Here is a 17,075-nt window from a genome sequence, read left to right as displayed (position 1 = left end):
GGCTCAACAATGGGTAGGGGGCGGCAAGGCTCTATTGCTTGTCTCGTCGAAGCGCCTGGGTATACTCGCGGTCAATTTTGACTTGGCTGCGAGGCTCCATGGAACGCTTAATCGAAAACGCGCTGTACGCCTCCCGTTGGCTGTTGGCGCCAATCTACTTTGGCCTGTCCTTCGGGCTATTGGCGTTGGCGCTGAAGTTCTTTCAAGAGATTTTTCATGTACTGCCAAACATTTTTTCCTTGGCAGAGGCCGATCTGATTCTGGTGCTGCTGTCGCTGATCGATATGGCCCTGGTCGGTGGCCTGCTGGTGATGGTGATGATTTCCGGCTACGAGAATTTCGTCTCGCAACTGGATGTCGATGACGGCAAGGAAAAGCTCAACTGGCTGGGCAAGATGGATTCCGGCTCGCTGAAAATGAAGGTGGCCGCCTCCATCGTGGCGATCTCGTCGATTCATCTGCTGCGGGTATTCATGGATGCGCAGCGCATCGAGAACGACAAGATCATGTGGTACGTGATCGTGCACATGACCTTCGTCATCTCCGCCTTTGCCATGGGTTACCTGGATAGGCTGACCAAGCACGAGTACCCCTGACCGCCACGGCGCCAGTCCACCCGCCGCCTTGAAGTGGACGGGCGGTTGGCTGGTTGCCTTGTGCTTCCTGGCTGTTGCGCAAAGACTGTAGGTGTATGAATTTTGTACACCCTGTCAGCGCGAGGTACAGCCATGAACCTGCACGACCTTTCCGCCCATGCCCGGGCCGGGCATATCGACGAATTGAGCCTGATCTCCCTCGAAGGTGGCATCTATGTGCTGGAGGCGCATATGGACGGGCGGCTGCATCCGCTGCATGACGGTCATGGTCAGATCATGCACCTGCGCTCAGTGGAGCATGCGCGCGAACTGTTGCACGAACTGTCGAAGCTGCCCCTGAACCTGGTGCATGCAGTGGTGCACGATGAAATGTGTGGAATGCAGGCAGCGCCCCAGGATGTGCTGCGCCTGCCGATCTCGAACCTTTCCGCCAGCTAGGGCGCGGCGGCGCTGAGCCAGGGCAGCCCGTTGTCGGGGCGCCTGCGCGGGGTGGGTGGGGCGGCATAGCCATCTGTGCTAGTCTTGCCGACCTTTTTTGGCCTCAGCGGAGCCCTGCCATGTCCGAACTCAATCTCTCTACTGACGAAACCCGCGTCAGCTACGGCATCGGCCGTCAGCTGGGTGACCAACTGCGCGACAACCCGCCGCCGGGCGTGAGCCTGGACGCCATTCTGGTGGGGCTGACCGACGCTTTCCGTGGCCACGCCAGCCGGGTCGGTCAGGAGGAAATGTCCGCCAGCTTCAAGGTGATCCGCGAAATCATGCAGGCCGAAGCGCAGGCCAAGGCTGAAGCCGCTGCTGGTGCCGGTCTGACCTTCCTGGCGGAAAACGCCAAGCGTGCCGGCATCACTCAGTTGGATTCCGGCCTGCAGTACGAAGTGCTGAGCGCTGGCGAAGGCGCCAAGCCGTCCCGCGAAGACAGCGTGCGTACCCACTACCACGGCACCCTGATCGACGGCACCGTGTTCGACAGTTCCTATGATCGTGGTCAGCCGGCGGAGTTTCCGGTGGGCGGCGTGATCGCAGGTTGGACCGAAGCCCTGCAACTGATGCCGACAGGCAGCAAGTGGCGCTTGTACGTGCCGAGCGAGCTGGCCTACGGTGGCCAGGCCGTCGGCAGCATCCCGCCGCACAGCGTGCTGGTGTTTGATGTCGAGCTGCTGGAAATCCTCTAAGGATTCAGTCGCTCAGTAGTAAAAGGCCGGGTGTGCATCTGCATTCCCGGCTTTTTGCATTCTGGGCCCGGGGCTTGCTCAGTGCGCCTCGCCGGCCGGGCGCAGGGCGCGGGCGTAACAGAACAGGAACAGGTTGCGCACCAGCTCCTTGAGCACCAGGGGCTCGCTGGAGTTCAGGCCGGTCAGATCCAGGTCACCCTGTTCGCGCAGCTCATCGAGGGCTTCCTCTTCCAGTACGGCGCAGACTTCGCCAGTGTCGCGGTGCAGGATGCGCAGGTAAGGGTGCGGGCGGTCCAGCCAAGCGTCGATCAAATAGGTCATGGCTCATCTCCTTTTCTTGATTTGATGAGAATAATTCCTATTCAATTAATAGCAAGGCGTAATTTGCTTTTTCTGACGGGAAACAAAAAGCCCGTCAGTGAGACGGGCTTTTTTTGCCGGGTACAGCGGTGCACGAGCCGGTTTCAGTGGGTGCGGGCCACGGCGAACTCGCTCAACTCGACCAGCGCATCGCGGTATTCGCTGGCCGGCAGAGCGTCCAGGCAGGCAATGGCGCGGGCGGCATAGTCGCGGGCTTGTTGGGCGGTGTAGTCCAGGGCGCCAGCGGCTTCGACGGCGGCGCGAATACTTTCCAGGTCTTCTAACCCGCCTTGCTGAATGGCTTTGCGCACCAGGGCGGCTTGCTCGGCACTGCCTTCGCGCATGGTGTAGATCAGCGGCAGCGTCGGTTTGCCTTCGGCCAGGTCGTCGCCGACGTTCTTGCCCAGGGTGTCGGCATCGCCACGGTAGTCGAGCAGGTCGTCGACCAACTGGAATGCCACGCCGAGATGGTCACCAAAGGTGCGCAGCGCTTCGGTCTGCTCGGCGGATGCGCCTACCAGGGCCGCGGCGCTGTGGGTGGAGGCCTCGAAGAGCATCGCGGTCTTGCCGCGGATGACTTCCATATAGGTCTCTTCGCTGGTGCTGGCGTCGCGAATCTTTGACAGTTGCAGCACTTCGCCCTCGGCGATTACGCGGGTGGCGCGGGATAGAATCTGCATCACGGGCAGGGAGCCGAGTTCGACCATCATTTCGAAGGAGCGCGAATAGAGGAAGTCGCCGACCAGCACGCTCGGTGCGTTGCCCCACAGTGCGTTGGCCGTCGAGCGGCCACGGCGCATGCCGGACATGTCGACCACGTCGTCATGCAGCAGGGTGGCGGTGTGCAGGAACTCGATGGTGGCGGCGAGCAGGCGCAGATCATCGCCCTGATGGCCCAGGGCTTTGCCGCAGAGCAACACCAGTAGCGGGCGCAAGCGTTTGCCCCCCGCGGAGATGATGTAGTCACCGATTTTTTCCACCAGCGGAACGCGGGAAACCAGTTGCCGCCTGATAATGCCATCGACAGCGGTAAAATCGTCCGCTACCACGTGATAGAAGGCCTGTGGTTGCATCAGTGACAAGTGCTCCTCGAAGGTTGCGCGGCATGCTAGGGGGCGGGGTGGGGGCTGTCAAGGCAAGCGCGGGTGGTGCTTGCGCGGCGGGCGCGGCTTGCGTACAATCGCGGCCCCTGAACTTCCCTGGGCAGCACCTGCCTTACGCAATTGCAAGGGCGTCCTTCCGGCCCCAAGCAGCCATGCCAGCCGACGACTATTCCTATAAAGCGCTGGGTGAGCAGGATTTAACGGAGCAAAATTATGTACGCAGTAATTGTTACCGGTGGCAAGCAATACAAAGTCGCCGAAGGTGAATACCTCAAGATCGAAAAGCTCGAAATCGCCACTGGCGAAGCCGTAACTTTCGATCGCGTTCTGCTGATCGGCAATGGTGACGACGTGCAAATCGGCGCCCCGGTTGTTGAAGGCGCTAAAGTCGTGGCCGAAGTGATTGCACAAGGCCGTCACGATAAAGTGACCATCATCAAGTTCCGCCGTCGTAAGCATCACATGAAGCGTCAGGGCCACCGCCAGTGGTACACCGAGATCAAAATTACCGGTATTCAGGCTTAATTTCAGCCTAATCCCCCCTTTTGGAGTATTGAACTCATGGCACACAAAAAAGCTGGTGGTAGTACCCGCAACGGTCGCGACTCAGAATCGAAACGCCTTGGCGTGAAGATGTACGGCGGCCAGGCTATCAAGGCAGGCAACATCATCGTGCGTCAGCGCGGCACCCAGTTCCACGCCGGTTACGGCGTTGGCATGGGTAAGGATCACACCCTGTTCGCTAAAGTCGAAGGCGTGATCAAGTTTGAAGTTAAAGGCGCCTTCGGTCGTCGCTACGTGAGCGTCATCGCGGCTTAATCGCGACGTTGCTGGAAAAGCCCTGTCTCGCGACGGGGCTTTTTTGTTTCTGTATCCTTGAGGCTTTTGCAAAATTGTCTGGGTGCTGTTGCTCCTTCTGGTCTTGATCATGAGGAGGCTCGAGCAGGGCTGTGTAGCTGAATTTTGCAAAAGTCTTATGTCCTTGTGTTATCTAGCCCGCTATTGCGGCGGGAGGCGTGCCGATGAAATTCGTCGATGAAGTATCGATTTTTGTAAAAGCGGGTGATGGTGGTAACGGTTGCATGAGCTTCCGTCGTGAGAAGTTCATCGAGAACGGTGGGCCGAACGGCGGCGACGGCGGTGATGGCGGCTCCATCTATATGGTGGCCGACGGCAACCTGAATACCTTGGTCGATTACCGCTACACGCGGCGTTTCGATGCCGAGCGTGGTTCCAACGGTGGCAGTGCCGATTGCACTGGGCGCAAGGGTGAGGACTCGGTGCTGCGTGTGCCGGTCGGCACCACGGTGATCGATGCCGGTACCCAGGAGATCATCGGCGACCTGACCAAGGACGGTCAGCGGTTGCTGGTGGCGCATGGTGGTTGGCACGGGCTGGGTAACACCCGGTTCAAGTCCAGTACCAACCGCGCTCCGCGCCAGACCACGCTCGGCAAGCCGGGTGAGTCGCGCGACATCAAGCTGGAGTTGAAGGTGTTGGCGGATGTCGGTCTGCTCGGTTTGCCGAATGCCGGCAAGAGCACATTCATTCGTTCGGTTTCCGCGGCCAAGCCGAAAGTGGCGGATTATCCGTTCACCACGCTGGTGCCGAACCTGGGCGTGGTCAGTGTCGACCGTTATAAGAGCTTCGTGGTCGCGGATATTCCGGGCCTGATCGAAGGCGCTTCCGATGGTGCGGGCCTGGGGATTCGCTTCCTCAAGCACTTGGCGCGTACGCGTCTGCTGCTGCACCTGGTGGATATGGCGCCGCTGGATCTGACCGATCCGTGCGATGCGGCTGAAACCATCGTCAATGAGTTGACCAAGTTCAGCCCGTCTTTGGCTGAGCGCGATCGCTGGCTGGTGCTGAACAAGTCCGACCAGATCCTGGAAGAAGAGCAGGATGCGCGGATCAAGGAGATTACCGAGCGTCTGGAGTGGACTGGGCCGGTGTATGTGATTTCCGCCATCGGTAGCGAAGGCACCGAAAAGCTCTGCTATGACATCATGCGCTACCTGGAAGAGCGTACCCTGCGTCTTGCGGAAGATCCGCAATACGCCGAAGAGCTGGCTGAGCTGGATCAGCGCATCGAGGATGAGGCGCGCGCCCAGTTGCAGGCGCTGGATGATCAGCGTGCGCTGCGTCGGGCTGGGGTGAAGAGCGTCGATGATCTCAGTGATGATGATTTCGATGATGATGAAGACGATGACGATGATGGCCCGGAAATTATTTACGTCCGGGATTGAGTGAAACCACAACGCCGCTGATTAGCGGCGTTGTGCTGACTAATCGCAAGGGCGGCGCCAGGCTGGTCGCGTCGCTCGCTGACCAAGGTTGGACGATGATGCGGGACAAGGTGACGGGCGCACGGCGCTGGGTGGTGAAAATCGGCAGCGCGCTGCTGACGGCTGATGGGCGTGGCCTGGATCGGGCGGCTATGGCGGTGTGGGTCGAGCAGATGGTCGCGCTGCGCGAGGCGGGCGTAGAGCTGGTGCTGGTGTCCTCTGGGGCGGTGGCGGCGGGTATGAGCCGGCTGGGCTGGAGTTCGCGCCCCAGCGCCATTCACGAGCTGCAGGCGGCGGCGGCGGTGGGGCAGATGGGGTTGGTGCAGGCTTGGGAGTCCAGTTTTGCCCGGCATGGTCGGCATACCGCGCAGATTCTGCTGACCCATGACGATCTGTCTGATCGCAAGCGTTACCTGAATGCGCGCAGCACCTTGCGTACCCTGGTCGATCTCGGCGCCATTCCGGTGATCAACGAGAATGACACGGTGGTCACCGACGAGATCCGTTTCGGCGACAACGATACCCTGGCCGCGCTGGTGGCCAACCTGGTTGAGGCTGACCTGCTGGTTATCCTCACTGATCGCGATGGCATGTTCGATGCCGATCCGCGACACAATCCCGATGCTCAATTGATCCACGAAGCCCGTGCCGATGATCCGGCGCTGGATGCGGTCGCGGGTGGCACGGGTGGTGCATTGGGGCGTGGCGGCATGCAGACCAAGCTGCGCGCGGCGCGCCTGGCGGCGCGTTCCGGTGCGCACACGATTATCGTCGGTGGCGGCATTGAGCGTGTCCTGGCTCGGCTCAAAGCGGGCGAGCTGCTCGGTACGCTGCTGACGCCGGAGCGCGGCTTGCTGGCGGCACGCAAGCAATGGCTGGCGGGGCATCTGCAGACGCGCGGCACCCTGGTGTTGGATGCGGGGGCGGTAAAGGCCTTGCTGCAGGGGCACAAGAGCCTGCTGCCGGTTGGCGTGAAGACCGTGCAGGGCAGCTTCCGGCGTGGCGAAATGGTGGTATGTGTCGGGCCGGATGGGCGGGAAGTGGCGCGCGGCCTGGCGAACTACAGTGCGAGCGAAGCGCAGAAGATCGTCGGCCAGCCGTCGGATGCTATCGAAAAGCTGCTGGGTTACGTCGATGAGCCGGAGTTGGTGCATCGCGATAATTTGATTCTGGTTTGAGTGAGCCGGCCTGCGGGCGGCAAGGAGTTTGCTGATGCGATTGGCCAATGGATTGCTGGGCGCGGTGTTGCCGCTGCTGTCGTTCGGGGTGAGTGCGGAGGAGGTTGGTCAGGTCTCCACGGTGTTCAAGTGGGTGGGGCCGAACGACAAGATCGTCGTCGAGGCGTTTGACGATCCCAAGGTCGAGGGCGTGACCTGCTACTTGTCGCGGGCCAAGACCGGCGGCGTCAAGGGTGGCTTGGGCTTGGCGGAGGATCGGGCCGAGGCTTCGATCGCTTGTCGCCAGGTCGGAGCGATTCGCTTCGTGTCCGAGTTGAAGGATGGCGAGGTGGTGTTCCAGGAGCGCACCTCCCTGGTGTTCAAGACCATGCAGGTGGTGCGCTTCTTCGATCGTAAGCGCAATACCCTGGTCTACCTGGTCTATAGCGACCGGGTGATCGAGGGTAGCCCGCAGAATGCGGTGACGGCGATCCCGATCCTGCCGTGGGTGCAATAGTCCCGTAGGGCGTGCTCGCGCAGCGGTACGCCAGTGGTTTGTGGGTTTTTCGTTTGCTTGCTCGTCGCTCGGCGGCGGGCTGTTCGCTTCGCTCTGGGGTGTTCTGCATGGGGGGTTGTGGTTGGCTTTATCGCAGGCAATAAAAAACCGACCATCAGGTCGGTTTTTTTAGCGCGTCACACTTAGGCTGCAGCAGCTTCGCTGAGTGCCTTGATGTGGCCGTTCAGGCGGCCTTTATGACGTGCTGCTTTGTTCTTGTGGATGATGCCTTTGTCGGCCATACGGTCGATTACTGGCACAGCCAAGGTGTAGGCAGTTTGAGCAAGTTCGAGATCTTTGGCGTCGATAGCCTTGACCACGTTCTTGATGTAGGTACGAACCATGGAGCGCAGGCTGGCGTTATGGCTACGACGCTTCTCAGCCTGTTTAGCGCGTTTTTTGGCAGAAGGTGTATTGGCCACCGTCGAGCTCCTCGAAAAACTTTGGGGAATGACTAAACAAATAAGGCCGCGAATCATGCCGATCTGTTCCGCCCTTGTCAAGCGTGGTTCGGCTATCTGACGGAGTGCAGCGACATGAGGGCGTGATTTATTTATGTGCCGGTTCTACACTCGCCGGCTTTGGCTTGGCCCTGATGCCCGGGCGGCGCGAGTGGTTGAGCCCAAGTGGTGTGGCACCTAATCGAGTGGTAGCAATCCAGTCCTATGAATTTACTCAAGTCGCTGGCCGCAGTCAGCTCCATGACGATGCTGTCCCGTGTGCTGGGCTTTGTGCGCGACACCATAGTGGCGCGTATTTTTGGCGCCGGCCTGGCCACCGACGCTTTCTTCGTCGCCTTCAAGCTGCCCAACCTGCTACGGCGAATATTTGCCGAGGGCGCTTTCTCGCAGGCCTTCGTGCCGATCCTGGCGGAATACAAGAGCCAGCAGGGCGAGGAGGCGACCCGCACCTTTATCGCCTATGTGTCGGGCCTGCTCACCCTGGTGCTGGCGCTGGTCACGGCGCTGGGGATGCTGGCGGCGCCCTGGGTGATCTGGGTCACCGCGCCGGGCTTTACCGATACCCCGGAAAAGTTCGAGCTGACCTCGGCCCTACTGCGCGTGACGTTCCCTTATATATTGCTGATTTCGCTCGCCTCGCTGGCTGGCGCGATACTCAATACTTGGAACCGCTTTTCGGTGCCGGCCTTCGTGCCGACTTTACTGAACCTCAGCATGATCGTTTTCGCCTTGTTCCTGACCCCTTATTTCGACCCGCCCGTGATGGCGCTGGGCTGGGCGGTGCTGGTCGGCGGCTTCCTGCAGTTGGTCTACCAGCTGCCGCACCTGAAGAAGATCGGCATGCTGGTGTTGCCGCGCCTGAATTTGCGCGATCGCGGTGTCTGGCGGGTGTTGAAACAAATGGGGCCGGCCATTCTGGGTGTGTCGGTGAGCCAGATTTCGCTGATCATCAACACCATCTTCGCCTCGTTTCTGGTGGCGGGCTCGGTTTCCTGGATGTACTACGCCGATCGCCTGATGGAGCTGCCTTCGGGGGTGCTGGGGGTGGCGCTGGGGACGATTCTGTTGCCCGTGCTGTCGAAAACCTTTGCCAACAAGGACGTGCCGGAGTTTTCCCGGGTGCTGGATTGGGGGTTGCGCCTCTGTCTGCTGCTGGTGCTGCCCTGTGCCTTGGCGCTGGCGCTGCTGGCGGAGCCGCTGACGGTGTCGCTGTTTCAGTACGGCAAGTTCACCGCCCATGATGCACAGATGACCCAGTTGGCGCTGATCGCGTATGCGGTCGGTTTGACCGGCATCCTGTTGATCAAGGTCCTGGCGCCGGGCTTCTACGCTCAGCGCAACATCAAGACGCCGGTCAGGATCGCGTTGTTCACCCTGGCGATGACGCAGGTCATGAACCTGGCCTTTTTCTTCACCTTTCCTGTGGGCTCGCAGCATGCCGGGTTGGCGCTGGCCATCGGCCTGGGGGCTTGCATCAATGCCGGGCTGCTCTATTGGCAGCTGCGCAAGCAACAGCTGTTCACGCCGCAGCCGGGCTGGGCACGGTTTTTCGGTAAATTGATGCTCGCGGTGCTGGTCATGTCGGCGGTGTTGCTCGGCATCTTGCACTGGATGCCCGCCTGGGATCAGGGCGGCATGCTCGAGCGTTTCATGCGCCTGGGCCTGCTTGTCGCAGGTGGGGGCGTGAGTTATTTCGGGATGTTGGCGTTGCTGGGGTTCCGTCTGAAAGACTTTTCCAGAAAGGCGGTGCTGTGATTTACGGCGCTTGCCGGTCCTGGTTTTCCGCTTCCGGCTTTTGCGCATACGGCGTCTGTCACTCCCGCTAGGGCTGTCGCCTGTTGTCTGGCGCCGGGTGTGCGTATAATCGGCCACTTTGTGAGCAAGAAGCATCCTATGCAGCTGGTTCGAGGCCTACACAATTTGCGGCCCCAGCACCGGGGCTGTGTTGCCACCATCGGCAATTTCGACGGAGTGCACCGCGGTCATCAGGCCATTCTGGCGCGCCTGCGCGAGCGTGCGGTCGAGTTGGGCGTGCCCAGCTGCGTGGTGATTTTCGAGCCACAGCCTCGTGAGTACTTCGCCCCTGACCTGGCGCCGGCGCGTTTGGCGCGCCTGCGCGACAAGTTGGCGTTGTTCGCTGCCGAAGGGGTCGACCGGGTGCTGTGCCTGTCGTTTAACCGTCGGCTGCGCGAGTTGAGTGCGGCCGAGTTCGTTCACGCCGTGCTGGTGCAAGGGCTTGGCGTGCAGCACCTGGAGGTCGGTGACGATTTCCGCTTTGGTTGCGACCGTGCCGGTGATTTTGCGTTTTTACTGCAGGCCGGCGCGGCCGAAGGCTTCAGTGTCGAGGCGGCGACCACGGTCGAGGTCGATGGCTTGCGGGTCAGCAGTACGCGGGTGCGTGAGGCGCTGGCGGCGGCCGATTTCCCGTTGGCCGAGCGCCTGCTGGGGCGGCCATTCCAGATCGCCGGGCGGGTGCTGCATGGGCAGAAACTGGCTCGCCAGCTGGGTACGCCAACCGCCAATGTGCAGCTCAAGCGTCGTCGCGTGCCACTGTCCGGGGTTTACCTGGTCAGTACCGAAATCGACGGGAAACCCTGGCCGGGTGTCGCCAATATTGGCGTCAGGCCGACCGTGGCAGGTGATGGCAGTGCCCACCTTGAAGTGCATTTGTTGGATTTTACCGGCGATATTTATGGCCGGCGTTTGACGGTGGCATTCCACCACAAGCTGCGTGATGAGCAGCGTTTCGCCTCCCTGGAGGCGCTGAAGTCGGCGATAGACGCGGATGTCGCCGCTGCCCGTGCCCATTGGTGCCCTTAAAACAAGTAGCGCCAATCGCTAATGAAGAGCCTGAGATGACCGACTACAAAGCCACGCTAAACCTCCCGGACACCGCCTTCCCGATGAAGGCCGGCCTGCCGCAGCGCGAGCCGCAGATTCTGCAGAGCTGGGACAGCATTGGCCTGTACCAGAAGCTGCGGGAGATCGGTAAGGATCGTCCGAAGTTCGTTCTGCACGACGGTCCTCCGTATGCCAACGGCAATATTCACATCGGTCACGCGGTCAACAAGATTCTCAAGGACATGATCATCCGCTCGAAGACCCTGTCGGGTTTCGATGCGCCTTATGTTCCGGGCTGGGACTGCCACGGTCTGCCAATCGAGCACAAAGTCGAAGTGACCCACGGCAAGAACCTGCCTGCCGACAAGACCCGCGAGCTGTGCCGCGCCTACGCCACCGAGCAGATCGAAGGGCAGAAGGCCGAATTCAAACGTCTCGGCGTGCTTGGCGATTGGGCCAATCCGTACAAAACCATGGATTTTGCCAATGAGGCCGGAGAAATCCGTGCCCTGGCGGAAATGGTCAAAGGCGGCTTCGTGTTCAAGGGCTTGAAGCCGGTGAACTGGTGTTTCGACTGCGGTTCGGCCCTGGCTGAAGCGGAAGTCGAATACGCCGACAAGAAATCCGCCACCATCGATGTCGCGTTCCCGCTTGCTGACGACGCCAAACTGGCAGCGGCTTTCGGTTTGTCCGCACTGGGCAAGCCGGCGTCCATCGTGATCTGGACCACCACCCCGTGGACCATCCCGGCCAACCAGGCGCTGAACGTTCACCCGGAATTCAATTACGCGCTGGTCGACGTCGGCGACAAGTTCCTGGTCCTGGCCGAAGAGCTGGTCGAGTCCTGCCTGGCGCGCTACAACCTGCAAGGTTCGGTCGTGGCCATCGCCAAGGGCGAAACGCTGGAACTGATCAATTTCCGGCACCCGTTCTATGATCGTCTGTCCCCGGTGTATCTGGCCGACTACGTCGAACTGGGCGCCGGTACCGGCATCGTGCACTGCTCGCCCGCCTATGGCGTGGACGACTTCGTGATCTGCAAGCGTTATGGCATGGTCAACGACGACATCATCAACCCGGTGCAGAGCAACGGCGTCTATTCCGAATCGCTGGGGTTCTTCGGTGGTCAGTTCATCTTCAAGGCCAACCAGAACATCGTCGACAAGCTGGCCGAAGTCGGCAGCCTGCTGTTCACCGAAACCATCAGCCACAGCTACATGCACTGCTGGCGCCACAAGACCCCGCTGATCTACCGTGCCACCGCGCAGTGGTTCGTCGGCATGGACAAAGAACCGGCCACCGGCGAGACCCTGCGCAAGCGTGCGGTCAAAGCCATTGAAGAGACGCAGTTCGTACCGGCCTGGGGGCAGGCGCGTCTGCACTCGATGATCGCCAGCCGTCCGGACTGGTGCATCTCCCGTCAGCGCAACTGGGGCGTGCCGATCCCGTTCTTCCTGAACAAGGAAAGCGGCGACCTGCACCCACGGACCGTCGAATTGATGGAAGAAGTGGCGCAACGTGTTGAACAGGAAGGCATCGAGGCCTGGTTCAAGATGGACGCCGCCGAACTGCTCGGTGACGAAGCGCCGCAATACGACAAGATCAGCGACACCCTTGACGTCTGGTTCGACTCCGGTACCACGCACTGGCACGTCCTGCGCGGTTCGCATCCGATGGGCCACGAGACCGGCCCGCGTGCCGACCTGTACCTCGAAGGTTCCGATCAGCACCGTGGCTGGTTCCACTCATCGTTGCTGACCGGTTGCGCCATCGACAACCACGCGCCGTACCGCGAGTTGCTGACCCACGGTTTCACCGTCGACGAGAACGGCCGCAAGATGTCCAAATCCTTGGGCAACGTGATCGCGCCACAGAAGGTCAACGACACCTTGGGCGCCGACATCATGCGTCTATGGGTTTCGGCTACCGACTACTCGGGTGAAATGGCCGTGTCGGAAACCATTTTGCAGCGTAGCGCCGATGCCTACCGGCGGATCCGCAACACCGCACGTTTCCTGCTCTCCAACCTGACCGGCTTCAACCCGGCCAGCGACATCCTGCCGGCTGAAGACATGCTCGCGCTGGATCGTTGGGCGGTGGATCGCGCCTTGCTGCTGCAGCGCGAGTTGCAAGAGAACTACGGCGAATACCGCTTCTGGAACGTCTACTCCAAGGTGCACAATTTCTGCGTGCAGGAACTGGGCGGTTTCTACCTGGACATCATCAAGGACCGGCAGTACACCACGGCCGCCGACAGCACCGCACGGCGCTCCTGCCAGACCGCGCTGTTCCACATCTCCGAAGCGCTGGTGCGCTGGATCGCGCCGATCCTCGCCTTCACCGCCGACGAGCTGTGGCAATACCTGCCGGGCGAGCGTAACGAGTCGGTGATGCTCAACACCTGGTACGAAGGCCTCAGCGAACTGCCGGCAGGCTTCGAGCTGGACCGCGCCTATTGGGAGCGGGTCATGGCGGTGAAAGTGGCGGTGAACAAGGAGCTGGAAAACCTCCGCGCGGCCAAGGCCATCGGTGGCAACCTGCAGGCGGAAGTGACGCTGTATGCCGAAGAGGCGCTGGTCGCCGATCTGGCCAAGCTCAGCAACGAGCTGCGCTTCGTGCTGATCACCTCCACCGCCAGCGTGGCGCCGTTGCTACAGGCGCCGGCGGATGCGGTGGTGACCGAGGTCGCCGGCCTCAAGCTGAAAGTGGTCAAGTCCGGCCATGCCAAGTGCGCCCGTTGCTGGCACTGCCGCGAGGACGTCGGGGTCAATCCCGAGCATCCGGAAATCTGCGGTCGCTGCGTCGACAACATCAGCGGTGCCGGTGAGGTGCGTCACTATGCCTGAGGTTAGCCGTATGGGACGCTTGGCCTGGCTGTGGCTGAGCGCGCTGGTGTTCGTGCTGGATCAGGCGAGCAAGTTCTATTTCGAGGGCGCGTTGACCCTGTACCAGCAGATCGTGGTCATTCCCGACTACTTCAGCTGGACACTGGCGTACAACACCGGCGCGGCGTTCAGCTTCCTGGCCGACAGTTCGGGTTGGCAGCGCTGGTTGTTTGCGCTGATCGCCATTGGCGTCAGCGCCGTTCTGGTGGTCTGGCTCAAGCGCCTGAAGGTCGAAGAAACCTGGCTGGCCGTGGCGCTGGCATTGGTTCTGGGCGGCGCGCTGGGCAATCTGTATGACCGCGTCATGCTCGGTCATGTGGTCGATTTCATCCTGGTGCATTGGCAGAACCGCTGGTACTTCCCGGCGTTCAACATCGCCGATAGCGCCATCACGGTTGGCGCCATCCTGCTGGCCTTGGACATGTTCAAAAGCAAAAAATCCGGAGAACCCGCCCATGACTGAGTCACTCGTCACTGAGCAGCGTATTGGTCCGGACAAGGAAGTCACCCTGCATTTCGCCCTGAATCTCGACTCGGGCGAAGTGGTGGACAGCACCTTCGATAAACGGCCGGCCACCTTCAAGGTCGGCGATGGCAATCTGCTGCCGGGTTTCGAGGCCGCCTTGTTCGGCCTCAAGGCGGGCGACAAGCGCACCCTGGAAGTCGAGCCGGAGCGCGGTTTCGGTCAACCCAACCCGCAGAATGTGCAGGTCATGCCGCGCACGCAGTTCCAGGATATGGAGTTGTCCGAGGGCTTGCTGGTGATCTTCAACGACGCCGCGAACACCGAGTTGCCGGGTGTGGTCAAAGCCTTCGACGAGGCCCAGGTGACCATCGATTTCAATCACCCGCTGGCCGGCAAGACGCTGAGCTTTCAGGTCGAGATCATCTCCGTCAAACCTGCCTGAGTCGGATGGCTGATGGTTCCCATGCTCCGGTGTGGGAGCCCCGCCGGGGGCGCTCCGCGTCCCATTACACTCCGAGTCGGGGGCTCTGCTCCCTTGCCGGGGGGGGGCGTGGTTCGCCTGCCAGCCGGCCCTTGCAGGTGCCGATTCGCCCTTGGGCGGCCGGCGGCGTTAAACTCCCACTTCCAGGCCATGCGAGCCGAGACCTATACCCATGCAAATCAAACTCGCCAACCCCCGTGGCTTCTGCGCCGGTGTCGATCGCGCAATCGAAATCGTCAACCGCGCGCTGGAAGTCTTCGGCCCGCCGATCTACGTGCGCCATGAAGTGGTGCACAACAAGTTCGTGGTCGAGGATTTGCGCGCCCGTGGCGCGATCTTCGTCGAAGAACTGGATCAGGTGCCGGATGACGTCATCGTCATCTTCAGCGCCCACGGCGTGTCCCAGGCGGTGCGCCAGGAAGCCGAACAGCGAGGTCTCAAGGTGTTCGACGCGACGTGCCCGCTGGTGACCAAGGTACACATCGAGGTGGCTCGCTACAGCCGCGACGGACGCGAATGCATCCTCATCGGCCACGCCGGCCATCCCGAAGTGGAAGGCACCATGGGCCAGTACGATGCCCGCAACGGCGGCGCCATCTACCTGGTGGAAGACGAGGCAGACGTCGAACGCCTGCAGGTGCGTAACCCGGAGGCCCTGGCCTTCGTCACCCAGACCACCTTGTCGATGGATGACACCAGCCGCGTCATCGACGCCCTGCGCAGCAAGTTCCCCAGCATCGGTGGCCCACGCAAGGATGACATCTGCTACGCCACCCAGAACCGCCAGGACGCGGTGAAACAACTGGCCAGTGAATGCGATGTGCTGCTGGTGGTCGGCAGCCCGAACAGCTCCAACTCCAATCGCCTGCGCGAACTCTCCGAGCGCTTGGGCACACCGGCCTACCTGATCGATGGCGCCGAGGACCTGCAACGCAGCTGGTTCGACAATTGCCAACACATCGGCATCACCGCCGGCGCATCGGCGCCGGAGGTGTTGGTACGCGGTGTGGTGGAGCGCCTGCGCGAGTGGGGCGCGGTTGGCGCGCAAGAGCTCGATGGCCGCCCGGAGAACGTGACGTTCTCGATGCCGAAGGAGTTGCGGGTGCAAACAATTTCATAAGCACTCGGCTTGTCTCTTGTGGCTTCTAACCCGGCCTGCGCGGTTAATAATGAGTCGCCACTGCTCGCTTAGCTGGCTGTGGCATACCGTGATAGTTGCTGCAAGAAAGGCGCCTCCAGGTTGACGCGCCGCGCCGTCGCTGAAATAAATTGCGCCATTCCTCAGCGGTGAGTTGTGTTTGACTCGCAGACCAGTGGCGGCGGCAGACATGTTCAATATCTCACGCTCACCCTCATCAAGCCGGGCATTAGCGTTCGAGTCCTCTATCACGCGGTATCCACACTGCCAGCAATTGGCTTGGTGCGGAACAATGCTGACTGGTGCCCCGCGCTCGACAGCCAGGGTACGAGCAAGGGCAAAGCCCTGTCGCAAGGACTCTACATGGCTGTAAGCCAAATATTGGGCACGGAAGTTATGCCAGGCTGGCACCGCCCAGAAGCTGAGCAGCGTAATAAGGCACAGGCATATTAGTGCCTCCAGTAAAGAGGTTCCTTTCTGCATTTTGCACGTCCGTGTGCTGGGTTAAGAGAGCCTAGAAGCCTTTTCCTGAGAACGCCAATGACCTGTGGTCCGGTGATCCGCCGCGGCTATCGGGGTGTAGGTGACTGGCAAAGCTTGTCGGGCTAGGTTCTGTTCAGATCTTGGAGGAGAGCGCTCGTGAAGTGGGATAAAGGTTTCACGCTGATAGAGTTGATGGTCACCTTGACGGTGCTGGGTGTGCTACTTGCAGTGGGCGTGCCGAGCTTCGCCGATATTGTGCGCAACAATCGCTCGCAGGCTGCCGCCAACGAGCTGGTTTCGGCGCTCAACGCTGCGCGGGTTGAGGCGGTAAAGCGCGGCACCCGCGTTAGCCTGTGTCCGAGCGCTAACGGCACATCCTGCTCTGGAACTGCATGGCAGTCGGGTTGGATTGTTTTTGTCGATACGGCGGCCAGTGACACGACCAGCACCGCCACTGTTGGCACCGTTCTCAACCGCCGTACCGCGATGCCATCGGGCGCTACGGCCGCTGGCACCGCAACCTTTATCCGTTATTCGGGCCTGGGCTTCGCCCCGATCCGCGCGAATATCACAGTGCGGACCACATCCTGCACCGGCGCGAATGCCCGGACTATCTCGTTTTCGGCATCCGGTAGGATTTCCGTGCAGAAAGTGAACTGCACCTGAGGAGACGAAATGAAGCACGAAAAAGGCTTGTCCCTGATCGAGGTGTTGGTGACCTTGCTGATTACCTCGGTGGGCCTGCTCGGGCTTGCCGCCCTGCAGGCGCGCTCATTGCAATTCAATCACGGCGCCTATCTGCGCTCGCAGGCCAATATCCTCGCCTATGACATGGCCGACCGCATGCGCCTGAACAAGGATGATGCCCGCGCGAACCTGTACAACATCAGCCTTTCGGCCGACACGCCTTCGGCCTCCAATACAGTGACGACGGACCAGAGTCAGTGGTTGACGCTGATTGCCACAACGCTGCCGGCCGGCGATGGTGCCGTGAGTTGCGCCTCGAATATCTGCACGCTGACCATTCAATGGCGTGAAGCCGGGCGCGATGCCGATGACAGTTTCACTTATAAGACGCAGATATAGGG

Annotated in this window: 20 protein-coding genes; 16 read left to right on the top strand and 4 right to left on the bottom strand. The window is 61.0% G+C overall.

From position 1 onward, the window contains the following. Window positions 1-98 precede the first annotated feature (98 nt). From AC3IYG_RS18715 to bamJ, 3 genes are all read left to right on the top strand, one after another. The gene (locus AC3IYG_RS18715) at window positions 99-596 is read left to right on the top strand and encodes a TIGR00645 family protein (RefSeq protein WP_489310967.1); all 498 of its coding nucleotides are present in this window, start codon (window positions 99-101) and stop codon (window positions 594-596) included. Window positions 597-728: 132 nt separating this feature from the next. After that, complete coding sequence (locus AC3IYG_RS18710) at window positions 729-1,034, top strand: DUF6482 family protein (RefSeq protein ID WP_489310965.1); 306 nt, start codon at window positions 729-731, stop codon at window positions 1,032-1,034. Window positions 1,035-1,153: 119 nt separating this feature from the next. After that, complete coding sequence (gene bamJ / locus AC3IYG_RS18705; RefSeq protein WP_489310963.1) at window positions 1,154-1,771, top strand: BamJ family beta-barrel-assembly machinery protein; 618 nt, start codon at window positions 1,154-1,156, stop codon at window positions 1,769-1,771. Window positions 1,772-1,849: 78 nt separating this feature from the next. Here bamJ and AC3IYG_RS18700 read toward each other — a convergent pair whose 3' ends face one another. Further along, window positions 1,850-2,092 carry a PA4570 family protein gene (locus AC3IYG_RS18700; RefSeq protein ID WP_137887337.1) on the bottom strand — a complete coding sequence of 81 codons (243 nt, stop codon included), beginning with the start codon at window positions 2,090-2,092 and terminating at the stop codon, window positions 1,850-1,852. A gap of 143 nt (window positions 2,093-2,235) precedes the next feature. Further along, window positions 2,236-3,204: a polyprenyl synthetase family protein gene (locus tag AC3IYG_RS18695; protein ID WP_489310960.1), complete on the bottom strand. Its 969-nt coding sequence runs from the start codon at window positions 3,202-3,204 to the stop codon at window positions 2,236-2,238. A gap of 243 nt (window positions 3,205-3,447) precedes the next feature. Between AC3IYG_RS18695 and rplU the strand changes: the two genes are divergently transcribed. The 5 genes from rplU (at window position 3,448) to AC3IYG_RS18670 (ending at window position 7,193) form a co-directional block, all read left to right on the top strand. Continuing rightward, window positions 3,448-3,759 carry a 50S ribosomal protein L21 gene (gene rplU, locus AC3IYG_RS18690; RefSeq protein WP_489310958.1) on the top strand — a complete coding sequence of 104 codons (312 nt, stop codon included), beginning with the start codon at window positions 3,448-3,450 and terminating at the stop codon, window positions 3,757-3,759. Window positions 3,760-3,795: 36 nt separating this feature from the next. Continuing rightward, a complete protein-coding gene (rpmA, locus tag AC3IYG_RS18685) occupies window positions 3,796-4,053 on the top strand; it encodes a 50S ribosomal protein L27 (protein ID WP_122450171.1) in 258 nt (85 codons plus the stop codon). Between the two features lie 203 nt (window positions 4,054-4,256). Beyond that, on the top strand, window positions 4,257-5,480 hold the full coding sequence (gene cgtA, locus AC3IYG_RS18680) for an Obg family GTPase CgtA (protein WP_489310956.1): 1,224 nt from the start codon (window positions 4,257-4,259) through the stop codon (window positions 5,478-5,480). 98 nt (window positions 5,481-5,578) lie between these two features. Continuing rightward, window positions 5,579-6,697, top strand: coding sequence for a glutamate 5-kinase (gene proB / locus AC3IYG_RS18675; protein WP_489313956.1), 1,119 nt, complete (start codon window positions 5,579-5,581; stop codon window positions 6,695-6,697). A 34-nt stretch (window positions 6,698-6,731) separates the two neighbouring features. Beyond that, entirely contained in the window at window positions 6,732-7,193 is a 462-nt protein-coding gene (locus tag AC3IYG_RS18670; protein ID WP_489310954.1) for a CreA family protein, read from the top strand. A 182-nt stretch (window positions 7,194-7,375) separates the two neighbouring features. Here the strand turns inward: AC3IYG_RS18670 and rpsT are convergent, their stop codons facing one another. Beyond that, on the bottom strand, window positions 7,376-7,654 hold the full coding sequence (gene rpsT, locus AC3IYG_RS18665; protein ID WP_137887328.1) for a 30S ribosomal protein S20: 279 nt from the start codon (window positions 7,652-7,654) through the stop codon (window positions 7,376-7,378). A 243-nt stretch (window positions 7,655-7,897) separates the two neighbouring features. Here rpsT and murJ point away from each other — a divergent pair, with 243 nt between their 5' ends. The 6 genes from murJ (at window position 7,898) to ispH (ending at window position 15,486) form a co-directional block, all read left to right on the top strand. After that, window positions 7,898-9,448: a murein biosynthesis integral membrane protein MurJ gene (gene murJ, locus AC3IYG_RS18660; protein ID WP_489310952.1), complete on the top strand. Its 1,551-nt coding sequence runs from the start codon at window positions 7,898-7,900 to the stop codon at window positions 9,446-9,448. 138 nt (window positions 9,449-9,586) lie between these two features. Further along, window positions 9,587-10,513, top strand: coding sequence for a bifunctional riboflavin kinase/FAD synthetase (gene ribF / locus AC3IYG_RS18655; protein WP_489310950.1), 927 nt, complete (start codon window positions 9,587-9,589; stop codon window positions 10,511-10,513). 35 nt (window positions 10,514-10,548) lie between these two features. After that, the gene (gene ileS, locus AC3IYG_RS18650) at window positions 10,549-13,380 is read left to right on the top strand and encodes an isoleucine--tRNA ligase (protein WP_489310948.1); all 2,832 of its coding nucleotides are present in this window, start codon (window positions 10,549-10,551) and stop codon (window positions 13,378-13,380) included. After that, on the top strand, window positions 13,373-13,882 hold the full coding sequence (gene lspA, locus AC3IYG_RS18645) for a signal peptidase II (protein WP_489310946.1): 510 nt from the start codon (window positions 13,373-13,375) through the stop codon (window positions 13,880-13,882). Before ileS ends, lspA begins: the two co-directional genes overlap by 8 nt. Beyond that, the gene (locus AC3IYG_RS18640; RefSeq protein ID WP_489310944.1) at window positions 13,875-14,327 is read left to right on the top strand and encodes an FKBP-type peptidyl-prolyl cis-trans isomerase; all 453 of its coding nucleotides are present in this window, start codon (window positions 13,875-13,877) and stop codon (window positions 14,325-14,327) included. The genes lspA and AC3IYG_RS18640 overlap by 8 nt, the downstream gene beginning before the upstream one ends. Window positions 14,328-14,538: 211 nt before the next feature. Continuing rightward, window positions 14,539-15,486 (top strand): 4-hydroxy-3-methylbut-2-enyl diphosphate reductase, encoded by a 948-nt coding sequence (gene ispH / locus AC3IYG_RS18635; RefSeq protein WP_489310942.1) that lies wholly within the window; start codon window positions 14,539-14,541, stop codon window positions 15,484-15,486. On the opposite strand, the gene AC3IYG_RS18630 is transcribed toward ispH, so the two are convergent. Continuing rightward, entirely contained in the window at window positions 15,481-15,987 is a 507-nt protein-coding gene (locus AC3IYG_RS18630; RefSeq protein ID WP_489310940.1) for a GspH/FimT family protein, read from the bottom strand. The genes ispH and AC3IYG_RS18630 overlap by 6 nt on opposite strands. A gap of 156 nt (window positions 15,988-16,143) precedes the next feature. On the opposite strand from AC3IYG_RS18630, the gene AC3IYG_RS18625 reads away from it, so the two are divergent. Next, window positions 16,144-16,653 (top strand): GspH/FimT family pseudopilin, encoded by a 510-nt coding sequence (locus tag AC3IYG_RS18625; RefSeq protein WP_489310939.1) that lies wholly within the window; start codon window positions 16,144-16,146, stop codon window positions 16,651-16,653. 9 nt (window positions 16,654-16,662) lie between these two features. Further along, window positions 16,663-17,073 carry a type IV pilus modification protein PilV gene (pilV, locus tag AC3IYG_RS18620; RefSeq protein WP_489310937.1) on the top strand — a complete coding sequence of 137 codons (411 nt, stop codon included), beginning with the start codon at window positions 16,663-16,665 and terminating at the stop codon, window positions 17,071-17,073. The last annotated feature ends 2 nt before the right edge of the window (window positions 17,074-17,075 follow it).

The sequence above is a fragment of the Pseudomonas sp. KH_027 genome, assembly GCF_057838565.1.
The sequence above is the reverse complement of the archived record's forward strand: the minus strand, read 5'-3'. Positions and strand labels throughout refer to the sequence as shown.